The sequence below is a fragment of the Nonomuraea basaltis genome, assembly GCF_005893125.1.
In the GTDB taxonomy this organism is placed as follows: domain Bacteria; phylum Actinomycetota; class Actinomycetes; order Streptosporangiales; family Streptosporangiaceae; genus Nonomuraea; species Nonomuraea basaltis.
In genome coordinates this window covers 55,160-70,850 of record NZ_VCJS01000028.1, presented here as the reverse complement: position 1 = coordinate 70,850, position 15,691 = coordinate 55,160, and the positions used below count along the sequence as shown (strand labels likewise).

12 protein-coding genes are annotated in these 15,691 nt (G+C 67.5%); 8 read left to right on the top strand and 4 right to left on the bottom strand.

Going from position 1 to position 15,691, the window contains the following annotated elements; all coding sequences use genetic code 11:
- Position 1 precedes the first annotated feature (1 nt).
- The 4 genes from EJK15_RS16050 (at position 2) to EJK15_RS16035 (ending at position 4,430) form a co-directional block, all read left to right on the top strand.
- On the top strand, positions 2–1,333 hold the full coding sequence (locus tag EJK15_RS16050; RefSeq protein WP_138711226.1) for an extracellular catalytic domain type 1 short-chain-length polyhydroxyalkanoate depolymerase: 1,332 nt from the start codon (positions 2–4) through the stop codon (positions 1,331–1,333).
- A complete protein-coding gene (locus EJK15_RS16045) occupies positions 1,299–1,481 on the top strand; it encodes a hypothetical protein (RefSeq protein WP_138711225.1) in 183 nt (60 codons plus the stop codon). Before EJK15_RS16050 ends, EJK15_RS16045 begins: the two co-directional genes overlap by 35 nt.
- A 95-nt stretch (positions 1,482–1,576) precedes the next feature.
- Entirely contained in the window at positions 1,577–2,866 is a 1,290-nt protein-coding gene (locus EJK15_RS16040) for a cellulose binding domain-containing protein (protein WP_138711224.1), read from the top strand.
- A complete protein-coding gene (locus EJK15_RS16035; RefSeq protein ID WP_138711223.1) occupies positions 2,859–4,430 on the top strand; it encodes a glycoside hydrolase family 27 protein in 1,572 nt (523 codons plus the stop codon). Before EJK15_RS16040 ends, EJK15_RS16035 begins: the two co-directional genes overlap by 8 nt.
- Before the next feature lie 36 nt (positions 4,431–4,466).
- On the opposite strand, the gene EJK15_RS16030 is transcribed toward EJK15_RS16035, so the two are convergent.
- From EJK15_RS16030 to EJK15_RS16015, 4 genes are all read right to left on the bottom strand, one after another.
- Complete coding sequence (locus EJK15_RS16030; RefSeq protein ID WP_138711222.1) at positions 4,467–6,092, bottom strand: GH39 family glycosyl hydrolase; 1,626 nt, start codon at positions 6,090–6,092, stop codon at positions 4,467–4,469.
- 35 nt (positions 6,093–6,127) lie between these two features.
- The gene (locus EJK15_RS16025) at positions 6,128–7,048 is read right to left on the bottom strand and encodes a carbohydrate ABC transporter permease (protein WP_138711221.1); all 921 of its coding nucleotides are present in this window, start codon (positions 7,046–7,048) and stop codon (positions 6,128–6,130) included.
- Entirely contained in the window at positions 7,032–7,970 is a 939-nt protein-coding gene (locus EJK15_RS16020) for a carbohydrate ABC transporter permease (protein ID WP_138711220.1), read from the bottom strand. Before EJK15_RS16020 ends, EJK15_RS16025 begins: the two co-directional genes overlap by 17 nt.
- Positions 7,971–8,062: 92 nt before the next feature.
- Positions 8,063–9,370 (bottom strand): ABC transporter substrate-binding protein, encoded by a 1,308-nt coding sequence (locus EJK15_RS16015; RefSeq protein WP_138711219.1) that lies wholly within the window; start codon positions 9,368–9,370, stop codon positions 8,063–8,065.
- Positions 9,371–9,545: 175 nt separating this feature from the next.
- On the opposite strand from EJK15_RS16015, the gene EJK15_RS16010 reads away from it, so the two are divergent.
- From EJK15_RS16010 to EJK15_RS15995, 4 genes are all read left to right on the top strand, one after another.
- Positions 9,546–10,589, top strand: a complete 1,044-nt coding sequence (locus EJK15_RS16010) for a LacI family DNA-binding transcriptional regulator (protein ID WP_138711218.1) — start codon at positions 9,546–9,548, stop codon at positions 10,587–10,589.
- 193 nt (positions 10,590–10,782) lie between these two features.
- On the top strand, positions 10,783–11,799 hold the full coding sequence (locus EJK15_RS16005) for a LacI family DNA-binding transcriptional regulator (RefSeq protein ID WP_138711217.1): 1,017 nt from the start codon (positions 10,783–10,785) through the stop codon (positions 11,797–11,799).
- 180 nt (positions 11,800–11,979) lie between these two features.
- On the top strand, positions 11,980–14,145 hold the full coding sequence (locus EJK15_RS16000; protein ID WP_138711216.1) for an alpha/beta hydrolase: 2,166 nt from the start codon (positions 11,980–11,982) through the stop codon (positions 14,143–14,145).
- A gap of 168 nt (positions 14,146–14,313) precedes the next feature.
- Positions 14,314–15,684 (top strand): ABC transporter substrate-binding protein, encoded by a 1,371-nt coding sequence (locus EJK15_RS15995; RefSeq protein WP_138711215.1) that lies wholly within the window; start codon positions 14,314–14,316, stop codon positions 15,682–15,684.
- Positions 15,685–15,691: the final 7 nt, after the last annotated feature.

Sequence of the window (15,691 nt, the reverse complement as noted above, 5' to 3'; positions counted from 1 at the left end):
AATGAAGCGAAGCGAACCGCGTACGAGAAGGTACGCGGGCATCGGAGCCGCCCTGGTGGCTCTGATCACGGCGGTGGTCACCGCTCTGTCCGTGTTCCTCGCGGCTGCGCCGGGAGCGTCGGCGGCGGTCCTGACCGAAGTGACGAGCTTCGGTGACAACCCCGGCGGTCTGCGGATGCACCTCTACGTCCCCGACAGAGTGGAGTCCAGGCCGGGGGTCCTGGTGGCGATGCACGGCTGCAACGGCTGGGCTCCGGCCTTCCACCAGGGCACCGAGTTCGCCTCGCTGGCCGACCGGTACGGCTTCATCGTCATCTACCCGCAGGCGAACAAGAGCGCCAACGGCCTATCGAACTGCTTCGACGTGTGGTCCAACGAGGCCCTGCGGCACGGCGGCGGCAGCGACCCGGTGTCGATCGTCTCCATGACGAACTACGTGCTGCAACGCTACAACGGCGACCCGCAGCGGGTGTTCGCCACAGGCTTCTCCTCCGGCGCCATGGAGACCAACAACCTGCTCGCCACGTACCCGGACGTGTTCAAGGCCGGCGCGCCGTTCGCGGGAGTTCCCTACGGTTGCCTCGGCCCCGCCGGGTGCGGCGACAAGACGCCGCAGCAGTGGGGTGACCTGGTCAGGAACGCCTACCCCGGCTACACCGGGCCCCGCCCGCGCGTGATGGCCTGGCACGGCACCGCCGACTCCGTGCTGCCGTACACGATGCTGCAGGAAGAGGTCGACCAGTGGACTAATGTGCACGGACTGAGCCAGACCCCGACCTCCACCGACAGCCCGCAATCCGGCTGGACCCGGCGGGTCTTCGGCTCCGGGCAGGTCGAGGCGTATACCATCACCGGAGCCGGCCACGACCTGCCGCGCACCGGGATGGCCGCGTACGCCATCCGCTTCTTCGGCCTGGACGGCGGCTCGTCCACCACGACGCCGACTCCACCCCCCGCCGGGCAGATCAAGGGAGTCGGCTCCGGGCGTTGCCTGGACGTGCCCGGCGCCGCCACCGCCGACGGCACCGCGGTGCAGTTGTGGGACTGCAACGGGCGCGGCAACCAGCAGTGGGCCGCCACCTCGGAGGGCGAGCTCAGGGTCTATGGCAACACATGCCTCGACGCGGCCGGCACCGGCAACGGCGCCGGCATCCAGATCTACTCCTGCCACGGCGGCGACAACCAGAAATGGCGCTTGAACGCCGACGGCACCATCACCGGGGTGCAGTCCGGGCTGTGCCTGGACGCCGTGGGCCAGGCCACCGCCAACGGCACCCGGCTCCAGCTCTACTCCTGCCATGGCGGCGCCAACCAGCGCTGGACCCGCACCTGACACACCGCGGCTCGCACCCGGCGGCTGGACCCAGCTCACCGGTACGGCGACCGTGTCGTGGAGCGGAACGCTGACCGGCGCCACCTTCTACGTCGAGACGGCCGCGGGCACCGGCGGCTTCTCCATCGACGACGCCTCGTTCCAGTAGTCCCAAGCCGGCCGATGCTCTCGCCGAACAAGGGAGCAGCGAATGGTCCCTCCATCCAGACCCATCGGAATCCGCACCAAGATCGGAGTTACGTGATGTCAGGACGCGGCTCCCTTTTCACCACGATCGCGATCGCTGCCGCGGCACTTCTCGTACTGGCCACGGGCCATGCGGCGATGAGCAGCGACGCCGGCACAGCCGCGGCGCCCGCCGGCGCCCTCGCGACGACCGCCGGATGCGGCAAGACCCCAACGCTGAGGAGCGGTACGCAGTCGATTCAGACCAGCGGCAAGAATCGCTCCTTCATCCTCCGGCTTCCCGACAACTACCACAACGGCACCCCCTACCGGTTGATCTTCGGCTTCCACTGGCGGGGCGGCACCGCCGCCGACGTCGACTCCGGCGGTACCAGTGGGTACCCCTGGTCCTTCTACGGACTCAGGCAGCTGTCGAACAACGGCGCGATCTTCGTCGCGCCCCAGGGCTTCAACAACGGCTGGGCGAACACCAACGGCGAGGACGTCACCTTCGTCGACGACATGATCCGGCTCATCGAGGCGGATCTCTGCGTCGACACCTCGCAGCTCTTCGCGACCGGCTTCAGCTACGGCGGCGGGATGAGCTTCTCACTCGCGTGCTCTCGGGCGACGGTCTTCCGCGCGGTCGCGGTCTTCTCCGGCGCTCAGCTCAGCGGGTGCAGCGGCGGAACTCAGCCCATCGCCTACATGGGCCTGCACGGCATCGGGGACACGGTGCTCAACATCGCGCAGGGACGGTCGCTGCGTGACAGGTTCGTCCGGAACAACGGCTGTGCCGCGCAGAACCCGCCCGAGCCGAGTTCGGGCAGCCGCAGCCACATCGTCACCACCTACTCGGGGTGCCGGACCGGTTATCCGGTCGTCTGGGCCGCGTTCGACAACGGTCACATGCCCGGTCCGGTGGACGGGACCTACGCGGAGAGCGGCGTCACGACCTGGACCAAGGCAGAGGTGTGGAAGTTCTTCTCCCAGTTCGGGAGCTCCTCGTCACCCACCCCCGCACCCGGTGCATGCACGGCCACGATGGAGACCGTCAACTCCTGGTCCGGCGGTTTCCAGTCCACCGTGACCGTCCGCGCCGGCGCCAGCGCCGTCAACGGCTGGACGGTCAGCTGGACCTGGCCGGGCGGGCAGACGATCAGCAGCCTGTGGAGCGGCGTCCGCTCCGGCTCCGGAGCCGGCGTGACCGTACGCAACGAGTCCTACAACGGCTCCCTCGCGGCCAACGACACCACCACGTTCGGCTTCACCGCCAACGGCGCCCCGGCCACGCCCACCCTTTCCTGCGACGCCGGGGCACCTCCCGCTGCCGACCGACCCGCACGAGGAGGACAGTCAGATGCGTAAGATCATTCGATTGACCCTGGCGGCGTTACTGGCCGCCGGTTCCCTGGTCGCGATGGGCGGTGGGGCGTCACCGGCCATCGCGCTGGACAACGGGCTCGCCCGTACGCCGCAGATGGGGTGGAACGACTGGAACACCTTCTTCTGCAACGTGAACGAGAGCCTCATCCGGCAGACCGCAGACGTCATGGTCTCCAGCGGCATGGCGGCGGCCGGCTATGAATACGTCAACATCGACGACTGCTGGTCCACCAGGAGCCGCGACGCCAATGGCGACCTGGTGCCTGACCCGCAGAAGTTCCCCAGCGGCATGAAGGCCCTGGCGGACTACGTCCACGCCAAGGGGCTGAAGCTCGGCATCTACTCCTCGGCCGGGACGACCACGTGCGCGGGGTACCCGGCCAGCCTCGGTTACGAGCGGCGCGACGCCGCCCTGTGGGCGTCCTGGGGGATCGACTACCTGAAGTACGACAACTGCGGCGATCACCAGGGCAGGAGCGGGTTGCAGCGCTACACCGCCATGCGGGACGCGCTGGCCGCCACGGGGCGCCCGATCGTGTACAGCCTGTGCAACTGGGGCCAGGAGAACGTGTGGACCTGGGGGATGCCGGTGGGCAACTCCTGGCGCACGACGGGAGACATCGCCGCGAACTGGAACTCGATCATGGGAATCCTGGACCAGCAGGTCGGGCTCGAGGCGTACTCGGGGCCCGGGGGCTGGAACGACCCCGACATGCTGGAGGTGGGCGTCGGCGCGCTGACGGCGACCGAGGGACGGGCGCACTTCAGCCTGTGGTCGCTGCTGAACGCGCCGCTCATCGCGGGCAACGATCTGCGCTCGATGAGCGCCGAGACCCGCTCCATCCTGACGAACACCGAGGTCATCGCGATCAACCAGGACTGGGGCGGCAGGCAGGGCCACAAGATCAGCGACAACGGCAACCTGGAGGTCTGGCGCAAGCCGATGTCCAACGGCTCGGTCGCGGTCGTCCTGCTCAACCGGGGCACCTCGACCTCGACCGTCTCCACCACCGCCTCGGCCCTGGGCCTGGGCTCGGCGTCCTCCTACTCGGTGCGTGACCTGTGGGCGCACACGACGTCCTCCTCGTCCGGGACGATCAGCGCGTCGGTGCCCGGGCACGGGGCGGCCATGTACACCGTCACCGGAGGGGGCATCGTCCCCGCGGTCGCGATCAGAGGGGCCGGCTCGGGCCGGTGCCTGGACGTCACCGGTGCCTCGCAGGCCAACGGCGCGCAGGCGCAGATCTGGGACTGCAACGGCCAGCCCAACCAGCAGTGGACGCCCACCGCGAGCGGTGAGCTACGGGTCTACGGCAACAAGTGCCTGGACGTCTACGACCAGGGCACCGCCGACGGCACTCAGGTGATCGTCTGGGACTGCAACGGGCAGGCCAACCAGCAGTGGCGCCTCAACGCCGACGGCACCATCACCGGAGCGCAGTCGGGTCTGTGCCTCGACGTGCCGAACAACGCCACCGCCAACGGCACCAAGCTGATCATCTGGTCCTGCAACGGCGGCGCCAACCAGCGGTGGGCCCGCACCTGAGGACCGGACTCCATGACCCCGAAGGCGGTGGTGCGTTCAGGCCGACTGCCGCAGCGACATCACCGCCCAGGGCGCGAGTTCGACGTCGAGTTCGAGCACGCCGTCGTCGGGCACGGTCAGCGTGAACCTGAGGAGCGAGTCGGCGACCGTGCGCAGGTACTCGCTCTCGGCCCTGGACAGGTTGAGGGGGGACCCGAGCTGGTACCAGGCTTCGGCGGCGTTGCCGTGCTCCCAGTCCACGATCTCGACGAGGAACGTGGTGCCAGGCTTCAGCCCGCCGATCGAGTGGTGGATTCGCCGGCTCGGCCCCACCTCGGCCAGCGCGCGTGCCGCCGGGTACGAGTTCGCCGAGCCGACGCCCTTCATGGCCATGTCCTCGGGGTAGTTGTAGAACACGGCCGACACGGCCGACGTCCGGCTGTCACGGGTCACGACGCCGTCGGGCGTCGCGAGGAGCAGCCGGTCGCCGAGCCGGGCCAGCATCGTGAACGCGTGGAACGTGGGTTTGTGGATGCCGCCCTCGTTCACCAGCCCGAACCCGCCGTGGAACGGTCCGATCCCGGCGCCTCCCTCCTCGAACACATCCGTGAAGGTCCAGTAGGCGATGGAGTCGGCGAGGGTCGCGCACTTCAGGTACGACCTCGTGATGGAGGTCGCCGCGAACGGCGTGTCGTGGATGAAGTCGCGGGCCGACGGCGACGTCGACCACTCGGTGATGTGGATCTCCGCCTCGGGATACGCGCTGTTCCGCACGAGCTCGCGCAGGAGGGTCAGGTCGTCGAACGTGGCATCGGCGTACCGGGTGAGGTGTACGGCCTCGCCGTTGGCGCCGTACGCGAAGTCGGTGGGGTACAGGTGGGTCGAGATGAAGTCGATCGGGAGCTCGCGTTCCCCGCACCAGGCGATGAAGTCCTCGATCCAGACCGGGCGCCAGTCGAGCGCGTCCACGTCGGTCGCGGCAGCCGTTGCGAGCGTTGCGGAGCGGTCCTCGGTCTCGCCCTTGTAGCGGTCGTCGGGCACGAAGACGCTCGTCGCGGGCCCGCCCACTTTCAAGGCCGGATCGATCTTCTTGATCGCTCGCACGGTCTGCTCGTAGAGCTCGAAGTACTCGGTCTTCGTGCCGGTCCAGAAGTGGGGGACCAGGTTCGGCTCGTTCCACACCTCGAAGCGCCACTCTCGCACCTCGTCGAGCCCGTACCGGTCGATCCAGTGCTCGACCGACCTCGTGACCAGCTCGACCCAGCGCGCCATGTCCTTGGGCGGGCTGCAGTGAGCGCCCCACCAGAACACGGTCCCGGTCTGCGTCGCCAGCTCGCGCGGCATGAAGCCCAGCTCGACGAAGGGCCGGACACCGCAGTCCAGGAGGAAGTCGAAGACCTTGTCGACGTAGCTGAACGTGTACACGGGCGAGGGGAGTGACGCGTCCGGGCCGAAACCGCCGCCGTAACTCTCCCGGTAGACGAACATGTCGTCGTGGAAGACGCCGTGAAAGCGGATGTACTCGATTCCCGACGCGGCACCGACCTCGGCGAACTGCCGTTGCCAGTCCGCGCGCAGCGCCTCGTTCGCCCGCCCGGCGCCGATACACCTGCTCCAGACGTGCGGGAGCACACTCTCCCCACGCAGCTCACCGTCGATCCGGAGCCGGGGTTCTCTCTTCATGGCCTCACTTCTCTTCACGAAAGACTTCAAAAGGACTAGCCCTTGACGGCGCCCAGCGACAGGCCCGACTGCCAATACCGCTGCAGGCTGAGGAACGCGATGATCAACGGGACGATGGTCAGCAGGGCGGAGGTGATCACGAGGTTCTGGACGAGGGCGCCGTTCCCGGCCGTCGAGCCCAGCTTGTTCCACTGATTGATGCCGACGGTCAGCGGATACCAGTCGGGATCCTTGAGCATGATCAACGGCAGGAAGTAGTTGTTCCAGATCGATACGAACGAGAAGAGCAGGACCGTCACGCTCGCCGGCGCGAGCAGCGGGAGCGCGATCTGGAGGAACGTCCTGAACTCCCCGGCGCCGTCGATCTTCGCGGCTTCCAGCAGGCCGGCCGGCACGGCCTCGGCGGTGAACACCCACATCAAGTACAACCCGAACGGGTTGATGAAGGACGGGATGAGCACCGCCCACGGGGTGTCGGTCATGCCGAGCTGTGCGAACAGCAGGAACTGCGGGATCGCCAGGGCGATGCCGGGGACCGAGATCGACCCCAGCACGACGAGGAGGAACACCCGCTTGCCGGTGAAATCGAGTTTCGCCAAGGCGTACCCGCCGAGGGCGGCCAGGAAGGTGGACACGGTCGCACCCACGACGACGTAGAGCACGGTGTTGAGCAGCCACCGGGAGAAGATCCCGTCCTGGTAGCTGAAGACCTGCACGATGTTGTCCCAGAGGGCGAACTCGCGGCCGGAAGCGAGCCCGAACGACGACACGAAGTCGGCCTGCGACTTGGTCGCGTTGATGACCAGCCACCCGAGCGGCAGCAGGCAGTACAGGGTGAACAGGCTCGTCATCACGGTGAGCGTCGTGCTCTTCCTGGGATTGCCCACCGTGGGGAGCCGGGGGCCGCGGCCGGAGGTCTTCCCGGCTTCGGCCGGCCGGCTAGTGGTCCGACGCATTGCGCAACCCCCTGATCTGGACGGCGTAGGCGACGGCGATCGTGATCGCTGCCATGACGAGTGCGAGTGCTGCCGCATAGCCCTGCTGGGACCCGGTGAACGCCAGGTTGTAGGCGTACAGGTTGGGCGTGTAGAAGGTGGTGACGCCGCTGTTGGCCACCATCGAGGGCAGGATCTGCGGCTCGTTGAACATCTGGAACGTGCCGATGATCGAGAAGATGATCGTGACGGCCAGCGATCCGCGCAGCGCCGGCAGCTTGATCGCGCGGACGATCTGGAGCTCGTTCGCCCCGTCGATCGCGGCCGCCTCGTACAGCTCGCGCGGGACGGCCTTGAGCGCGGCGTAGAAGATGAGCATGTTGAAGCCGGTGAACGCCCACGTCACCATCACCCCGATGGAGATGAGCGTGGTGTCCGGGGCGAAGGGGTTGAGGTCCGTGCCCAGAGCTTCGTTGAGGCTGCCGAAGAGGCCGTACTTGATGCCCAGCAGGAATCCCCACATGAGCGTCGACACGATCGCCGGCACCGCGTAGGGGAGGAAGATCGTCACCCGCAGGAATTTGGCGCCGTGCAGGCGCAGGGAGTCCAGCGCGAGCGCCAGCGCCATGGCGAAGATCAGCATGATCGGCACCTGGACGAGCGTGAAGCGGAAGACGCGTCCCACCCCGTCCCAGAACTGCGGATCCTGGAACAACTTGGCGTAGTTGGCGAGTCCGACGAACGTGTTGCCCCCGACGAGCTTGTCCTGGAAGAAGCTGAGGTAGGCGGCGTACAGGATGGGCACGATGAACACGAGCGCGAACAGCGCCCCGAAGGGCGCGATGAACGCCAGTCCGATCTGTGGCTTGCGTCGCTTGCGTGTTGGCGCCGGAGGCCGTCTCGCGTCCGGCAGTGCCATGGCCGAAGCGGTTGCCTGGTCCATGCCGTGTTCCTTCCGATCCATTGCGATGCCTGGCTCGCTCGGGCGGGGCCGCGACCACTCGCGGGATGGGCCCCCGCCCTGATGCGGAGCCGCTAGTCCACCTGGAAGCCCTGCTCGTTGCCGTACTGGACGCAGCGCTGCCGCCACTGTTCGAGGATCTCGGCGAGCGAGCCCTTGCCCGTCGTGTAGAACGGCGATGCGAGGTCGCCGTAGATCGAGCGGGCCCACTCGAAGAACGGCGGGTACTGCCAGCCGCTCCCGACGATCTCCGTAGCCTCTGCCAGCACGACGCCGGTCTTCTGGTCGCCGAAGTACTTGTTGGCCTTGCTCTGGAACTCCTTGTTCTCCAGCACTGACGTGTTCGGCACGAAGGCGCCCGCGTCGACGCGGGTCGCGAGACCGCCGCCGTGCGTGAAGTACTCGAGGAACTTGAAGGCCGCTTCCTTGTGCTCGGCCGCGGCCGGGATACCGAAGGAGCTTCCGCCGTTCGCCGCTCCGACCTTGGCACCTTGCTGCCACTGCGGCATCAGGGCGACCCTGAAGTCACCGCCGGCCTCCGGTGCGCGCTCGGGCAGCGTGGAGGTCAGCCAGCCGCCCATGGTCTGGGTGGCGAGGGTGCCGTCGTTGAGTGCTCGGTTCCAGTCGTCGGACCATCCCGTGATCTTGGTGTTGATCAGGCCCTCGTCGAGCATCTTCTGCCAGAAGGCCACGGCCTTGGTCGTGCCGGCGTCCGTGAAGTCGATGTGCACCTTGTGGCCGTCCACCTTGAACGGACGGCCGCCGGCCTGCCAGATGAGCGAGAGCAGGAAGAAGATGTCGCCCGTGTCCTGAGCGATGTAGTAGTCGTCGCCGAGGGCGCGGACCTTCTTGGCGGCCTCGTAGTACTCGTCCCAGGTGCCCGGGGGCTCCTCGATGCCGGCCTTCTTGAGCGTGGTTGCGTTGTAGAACATCGCTGACGGGCCGTAGTCGGAGGGCAGCGCGTAGACCTTGCCGTTGACCGTCACGTCGCTCCACGCGGCCGGGACGTAGTCCTGCTTGAGCTTGTCCACGCCGAACTCCCCGAGGGCGGCGAGCTTGCCGGGAACGGCGAAGTAGGGGACCGCGAAGTACTCGAACATCACGAGGTCAGGTACACCGGAACCGGCCTGGATGGCGTTGTCGAGCGCCTTGTACTCGTCCTGGGACGAGCCCGCGTTGACGACCTCGACCTTGATGTTCGGGTTCGCGGCCTGGAAGCCGGGAACGGCCCGTTCGACGGTGCCGTCCCAGCTCCAGACCGTGACCTTCACCTGCTCGTCCCCACCGCCGGCTGCGCTGCCGCTGCCGCCCGAGCATGCGGTCAGCGCGAGCATCGGCACGAGTACCCCGGCAAGAAGCCTGACCTTCTGGGAGAGCCGCATGGGCTTCTCCTCTCGTCCTGAGCTGGTTACGAAAATATTTCGCAACTTGTTCGTTGTTGCGAGGACATTAGGTGTCGCGTTCGGCCCGTGTCAACGGGTGGGCGAGCGAGAAAGCCTGGCAAGAAGGGTTCATGGTAGGTTTCGAAATAATTTCGTAGCCCCGAAGGGAGCCCTGATGCAACGGCGAGGTCGTTCCGGGCGAGCCACCTTGGCGGATGTCGCCCGACTGGCCGGCGTCTCGCCGACGACCGCCTCGAAGGTCCTCAACGGGCGCAGTGATGTAGGGGCGAAGACGCGCGAGCTGGTGCTCGGAGTCATGGCTGAGATCGGCTACAAGCCGACGGCGATGCGACACGAGCAGACACGGGACCGCACCCTCGTCACCGTGCTCGACATCGTGGAGTCCCGTTATGCCGGAACGGTGCTCCAAGGGATCCTCGTGGCCGCGACCTCGGCGCAGGCCGAGCTCCTCCTTCGCCTGCCTCCCGAGGAGCCGATCAGCACGAGCCATACGGCGGCCCGCGCCTGGATGGAGGGGGAGAAGGCGTCCGGCGTCGTCGGCATCATCGCGCTGGCCGTCGCCGTGCCCGACTCGGTGCTCCTCGCCGCGGAGGATCTCGAGGTGCCCGTCGTGACGATCGACCCCATCGACACGACCGAATCACGTCTGGTCAGCATCGGCTCCACCAACTGGGCGGGCGGTCGTTCGGCGACCGAGCACGTCATCAAGCTCGGCCACCGCAGGATCGGCTGGATCGGCGGGCCGCTGGGCTCCGCCCCCTCGCTGGAGCGCTTCCACGGCTACCAGGCCGCGCTCGACTCGGCCGGCCTCGCGCCGGACCGCGCGCTGATCCGTCACGAGGCGTTCTCCGTCGAGGCGGGACAGCGGCACGGCCATGACCTCCTCTCGCTCGACGAGCGGCCGACCGCGATCGTCGCGGGCAACGACGAGATCGCCGTCGGGGTCCTCGCCGCGGCCAAGGAACTCGGCATCTCGGTCCCAGGCGAGCTGTCGGTCACCGGGTTCGACGACACGCCACAGACCGAGTGGACCACGCCCCGGCTCAGCTCCGTCCGGCAGCCTCTCGTCGGCATGGGCCGGATGGCCGTCGAGACCGTCCTCGGCATGGCGGACGGCGTCCAGCCCGCCTCCCGGCACCTTCAGTTGGCGACGACCCTCAGCGTCCGTGACTCGACGGGACCCGTCCCGTCATCCTGATCGCCCTGCAAATTCCCAGCTCAGCAGCGGTATTCATGGTCATGGCGCCGCGACACCCGGCCCGGACCGTGTGATCCGGGCCTCCTTCTGTCTTGGTGAACGCCCGGCCGGAAAGGTCTTGTTTCCGCAATCGTCATCGCTTACCTTTGCGCTGCAAACGTAACCGATAACGATTGCAACTTGTGAGGGCGGCATGGCCAAGGGCGGTGCGCCGGTGACGATGAGCGATGTCGCACGATTAGCGGGCGTCTCCACCGCGACCGTGTCGCGGGTGGTCAACGGGCGTTACGGCGTCAGTGCGAGCACCGTCGCACAGGTCCGTTCGGTCATCGAGCGGCTCGGCTACGAGTCGAGTCTGGTGGCGACGAGCCTGCGGCGCAGTCGTACCAACGTCCTGGGGCTGGTGACTCACAGCTTCCAGTCCTATACGGCCGAGGTGCTCAAGGGGGTCATGGACGCGCTGAGTCAGTCGGGTTTCGACCTGATCATCTACGCCGACAGCGACCTCTACGGGACGTACTCGGACGGCTGGGAGCAGCGGCACCTGGCCCGCCTCTCGGGCACGCTCACCGACGGCTGCATCGTGGTCACGCCCTCGGGCGAGGTGCGGAGCGGCACTCCGGTCGTGGTCATCGATCCGGCGAGGGGCTCGACGGCGCCGTCGGTGACGGCGGACAACTTCGCGGGCGCCACTGCGGTGGTCGAGCACCTCCTCGGCCTGGGGCATCGGCGCATCGGCTTGATCGCGGGCCGGGCCGGTCTGGAGGCCGCGTGGTCGCGCGAGGAGGGTTACCGTACGGCGCTGGCCGAGGCCGGCGTTCCCCTCGATCCGCAGCTGATCGCAAGAGGGAGCTTCAATCCCGAGTCCGCGGCGCCGCTCGCGCGGGCGCTGCTGGACAGGGCGGACCGACCGACGGCGATCTTCGCGGCGAGCGACGGAATGGCTCTGAAGGCTCTGCAGGTCGCAAAGGAGCTGGGGCTCGACGTTCCCGGCGACCTGTCGGTGGCCGGCTTCGACAACATCCCTGAGTCCGCGCTGGCAGAGCCGGGACTGACCACCGTGGACCAGTCGATGTACCGGCTCGGGTACGAGGCCGCGCGCATGCTGAAGTCGCTGGTGCGCGGCGGCTGGGAGGGCCCGAGCCAGACCGTGCTCCCGATCCGCCTGGTCGTTCGCGGCTCCACCGCGGCGCCGAGGAACCCTATGTGACCGTGACGCCACCTACGGGTACGGCGTCTCATCGCACCTGACATTCGCGGCAACGAACGTCAGGTGGGCAAGCTGACCCTACGACGGATGGAGGTGCGAACACCAACCACGAACTACACCGCATGAATCAGGCCGGCCAGTCGGGCATCAACCGTGGCCAGCCATTAAGGGAGTTTTTGCATGCCTTTTTTACTTTATCACGGCAGGTCACGCACTCAGGGCGGGCCCCGACTCGCAGCGGCGATCACCGCCGGGGTGATGGCAATCGCGGCGGTGTTGCTCGCGCCGCGGCCGGCGGCGGCGGGCACGCCGTGGCTGAACGTCTCCGAGGACGGCTACGCGTCCTTCAGTGTTCCGGCGGCCTCCATCGAGGCAAGTGTGGGCCAGGTGTCACAGGTCGTCATCGAGGGGAACTTCGGCCCGTCTTCTACCTGGGCGGAGTTCGGTCTGACCCGCCGGGGCGACGTCTACTCAGGGGTCCTCGGGCCGCTCAAGCCGGGCCTGTACTCCTACCAGGTCACGGGCGATGACACCAAGAGTCTGAAGGACCCGACGAACAGCACCGGCGTGGCATCCAAGCCGCTCTGGAGCACCTTCCTCGTGCCGGGCGACTCGGCGCGCCTGCTGGCGGACGCGCCCCAGGGGCAGGGCGGCAAGGTCGAGACCCTGACCTACCGGGCCAAGCACCAGGAGCGGCCGGCTCAGGTGTGGACGCCACCGGGATACGCGGCCAAGGGCCCCAAAGCCTACCCGGTGCTGTTCCTGCAGTCCGGCGATGGCGGGAGCGCCACCGACTGGCTCGACCTCGGCCGGGCCAAGCAGATCCTCGACAACCTGTCGCTCCAGAAGGCCATGGAGCCAATGGTGGTCGTGATCAGCGATGGTGACGGTTTGAGGGATCTTCGGAAGGCGGTCGCCGACCGCTACCGCGTCCATCGCGACCCGGCGCACCAGGCGATCGCCGGTGTGGCCGAGGGCGGGACGCGGGCGCTGCGTGCCACTCTGACCCACCCGGGTGAGTTCGCGTACGTCGGCTCGTTCGCCGGTCTCCTGGCAGACGGCGCCGGCCGGGTGGACGCGAACGCGATCAACCGCCACGTCAAGCTGGTGCGCCTGTACACGGGGAACGTGACGGATCCCGCGTACAACGCGGCCAACCGCCTGACGAAGGCGCTGGATCGCGCCCGTGTCACGTACGAGTTCGACGGAGTCAACCCCGATGCGGGGGCAAACTGGAACGCCTGGCAGGAGAATCTGATCGATTTCGTGCCGCGGCTGTTCCGTAAAGTGTCGGATCACGGCCCGAGCGCCGGTCACGGGAAGCTGAAGGGCGAGTTCACCCCGCCGGCGCCCGGCACCACTCCGACGCCGTTCGTGACCGCGGACGGCTTCGTCACCTTCGAGACCACGACGGACTTCCAGAACGCTCAGCACGTCAAGGTGTGGGCGAACTGGGCTCCGAACGGGAGCTGGCTGCGCATTCCGCTGACTCGTGCCGGCGACCGGTGGCGGGCGACCGTGGGCCCGCTCGACCCGTGGTTCTACTACTACCGGCTGATGGTGGACCGGGTCTCGGTCAAGGATGCGTCGAACCCGACGAAGGTGACCACCGAGCCGACCTGGACCACGTTCTTCGTCCCCGGAGAGAAGGCGCGCCTGCTCTCGGACGTTCCCGCCGGCCAGGGCGGAAAGGTCGAGAGCATGACGTACCGGAGCTCCGTCGCGAACCAGGACCGGACCGCGCTGGTCTGGACCCCGCCGGGATACGACCCCAACCGCGCGCAGCCGTACCCCGTCTTCTACCTCCAGCACGGTGGCGGTCAGAGCTACACGGACTGGGCCGAGATGGGACGCGCCAAACAGATCCTCGACCACCACTTCCTTGACGGGAACCTGGTGCCGATGGTGGTCGTGATGGGCAATGGCAACGTGTCCGACTTCAACAAGGAGCTGCTGGAGAACCTCGCGCCGGCGGCCCGCGCTCGCTATAAGATCTCTGGCCACCCGTCGCAGCAGGCCCTGGCCGGCCTCTCGATGGGGGGCGGGCAGACGTTCGGAATGCTCAAGGCGCACCCGGGTCAGTTCGCCTACGTCGCGGCGTTCTCGGCCGGGTTCGGCAGTGCCACCGGCGTCGACGCCGAGGCGATCAACAGTGGCACCAAGCTGCTGCGCCTGTATGTCGGCGACCAGACGGACTTCGTCTACCCGTCGTTCATGACGTCCCTCACCACCCTGAACAACCTCGGCGTCCGCTACGAGTTCGACGGGGTCACCCCGGGGCCGCACGGCTGGGACGTGTGGCAGAAGAACCTCATCGACCTGGCGCCACGCCTGTTCAAGCGCTAGGCCCGCCCGGCCTTCGCCGCCGGACGCGGCCTCTGTTAGCGCTCACAGGAGGATCGGCGCGAAGGACGGGCGCGGGTCGCGTCACCCGTGCCCCGTCCCGGCCGATCGCTCGGTTTCAACGGCGGCGCATGAACCTTCGTGCGCCGCGATCCCCAAGGGAATATGCCAATGAACAAGAAATGGCTCTCTGCGGTGGCCAAGCTCGCCGCCGCAACCGTGCTCGCAAGCGTGCTCGCGGCCTGCTCCTCCGGCGGGGGAGGGGGCGCGAACACCGCGAGCGGCAGCGGCGCGAGCAACTGCACGAACACGATCCCCAACAAGAATCTGCCAGTCGTGACGATGTGGGGCTGGTACCCCAACATGCAGCTCGTCGTCGACAACTTCAACAAGCAGAACGGCGAGGTGCAGGTCTGCTGGACCAACGTCGGCCAGGGCAGTGACGAGTACGACAAGTTCCAGACGGCCATCTCGGCGGGAACCGGCGCACCCGACGTGATCATGATCGAGATGGACAGGATCCCGACCTTCCAGATCCAGAACGCGCTCGTCGACATCAAGAAGTATGGCTTCGACGCGGTCAAGGCCGACTACAGCGAGGGCGCGTGGAAGGACGTCTCGGTCGGTGACGCGGTCTACGGCGTGCCGGTCGACGGCGGCCCGATGGCGATGATCTACCGGAAGGACATCCTCAAGAAGTACGACATCACGCCGCCGAAGACGTGGGCCGAGTACGAGCAGGCGGCCCAGAAGATGAAGGACGCGGGTGGTCCGGCGTTCGGCGACTTCGCCGCGAACGTGTCGGCCCTCACCATGGCGCTGCAGATCCAGAAGGGCGCGGCCCCGTTCACCTACGACCCGGCGCAGCAGAGCTCGATCGGCGTCAAGCTGAACGACCAGGCCTCCAAAGACGTGCTCGACTACTGGGGGCGCCTGGCGAAGAACGGGCTGGTCGGAACACAGGACCAGTTCACCCCGGAGTACATCTCCGGTGTGATCAACGGTAAGTACGCGACGTACGTCTCGGCGGCCTGGGCGCCCGGCTACCTCACCGGTGCCGGCGTCGGCAAGGGCGAGGACACCGGCAAGTTCGCGGTGGCGCCGCTCCCGCAGTGGGATCCCGGAAATCCGGTGCAGGTGAACTGGGGCGGGTCTGCCTTCTCCGTGACAAGCCAGGCGAAGAACCCCGAACTCGCGGCGAAGGTCGCCTACGGCCTCTACGCCGACAAGGAGTCGCTCACCGACGGCTGGACCAACCAGATCATCTTCCCGCTGAACCTGAAGGCGCTCAACGATCCCGAGTTCGTGAACCTGAAGGTCGCGTTCTTCGACGGCCAGCAGGCGAACAAGGAGGTCTACGTTCCCGCGGCCAACGCCTACAAGGGCGTCACCTACAGCCCGTTCGGCCAGTACTACTTCGACGCCATGACAAAACAGGTCAGTGCACTCATCGACGGCTCCGTCACCGGTGCGCAGGCCGCAGACCGGCTTCAGGAGGACGTGGCGAAGTACGCCAAAGAGCAAGGCTTCACCGTTCAGTGACCGAAAG

Excerpts from the sequence above, each read along its gene's own strand:
- EJK15_RS16035 (WP_138711223.1), top strand. The coding sequence starts at position 2,859 with ATGCGTAAGATCATTCGATTGACCCTGGCGGCGTTACTGGCCGCCGGT.
- EJK15_RS16020 (WP_138711220.1), bottom strand. The coding sequence starts at position 7,970 with ATGGACCAGGCAACCGCTTCGGCCATGGCACTGCCGGACGCGAGACGG.
- EJK15_RS16005 (WP_138711217.1), top strand. The coding sequence starts at position 10,783 with ATGGCCAAGGGCGGTGCGCCGGTGACGATGAGCGATGTCGCACGATTA.
- EJK15_RS15995 (WP_138711215.1), top strand. The coding sequence starts at position 14,314 with ATGAACAAGAAATGGCTCTCTGCGGTGGCCAAGCTCGCCGCCGCAACC.
- EJK15_RS16000 (WP_138711216.1), top strand. The coding sequence starts at position 11,980 with ATGCCTTTTTTACTTTATCACGGCAGGTCACGCACTCAGGGCGGGCCC.
- EJK15_RS16025 (WP_138711221.1), bottom strand. The coding sequence starts at position 7,048 with ATGCGTCGGACCACTAGCCGGCCGGCCGAAGCCGGGAAGACCTCCGGC.
- EJK15_RS16030 (WP_138711222.1), bottom strand. The coding sequence starts at position 6,092 with ATGAAGAGAGAACCCCGGCTCCGGATCGACGGTGAGCTGCGTGGGGAG.
- EJK15_RS16015 (WP_138711219.1), bottom strand. The coding sequence starts at position 9,370 with ATGCGGCTCTCCCAGAAGGTCAGGCTTCTTGCCGGGGTACTCGTGCCG.
- EJK15_RS16050 (WP_138711226.1), top strand. The coding sequence starts at position 2 with ATGAAGCGAAGCGAACCGCGTACGAGAAGGTACGCGGGCATCGGAGCC.
- EJK15_RS16010 (WP_138711218.1), top strand. The coding sequence starts at position 9,546 with ATGCAACGGCGAGGTCGTTCCGGGCGAGCCACCTTGGCGGATGTCGCC.
- EJK15_RS16040 (WP_138711224.1), top strand. The coding sequence starts at position 1,577 with ATGTCAGGACGCGGCTCCCTTTTCACCACGATCGCGATCGCTGCCGCG.
- EJK15_RS16045 (WP_138711225.1), top strand. The coding sequence starts at position 1,299 with ATGGCGGCGCCAACCAGCGCTGGACCCGCACCTGACACACCGCGGCTC.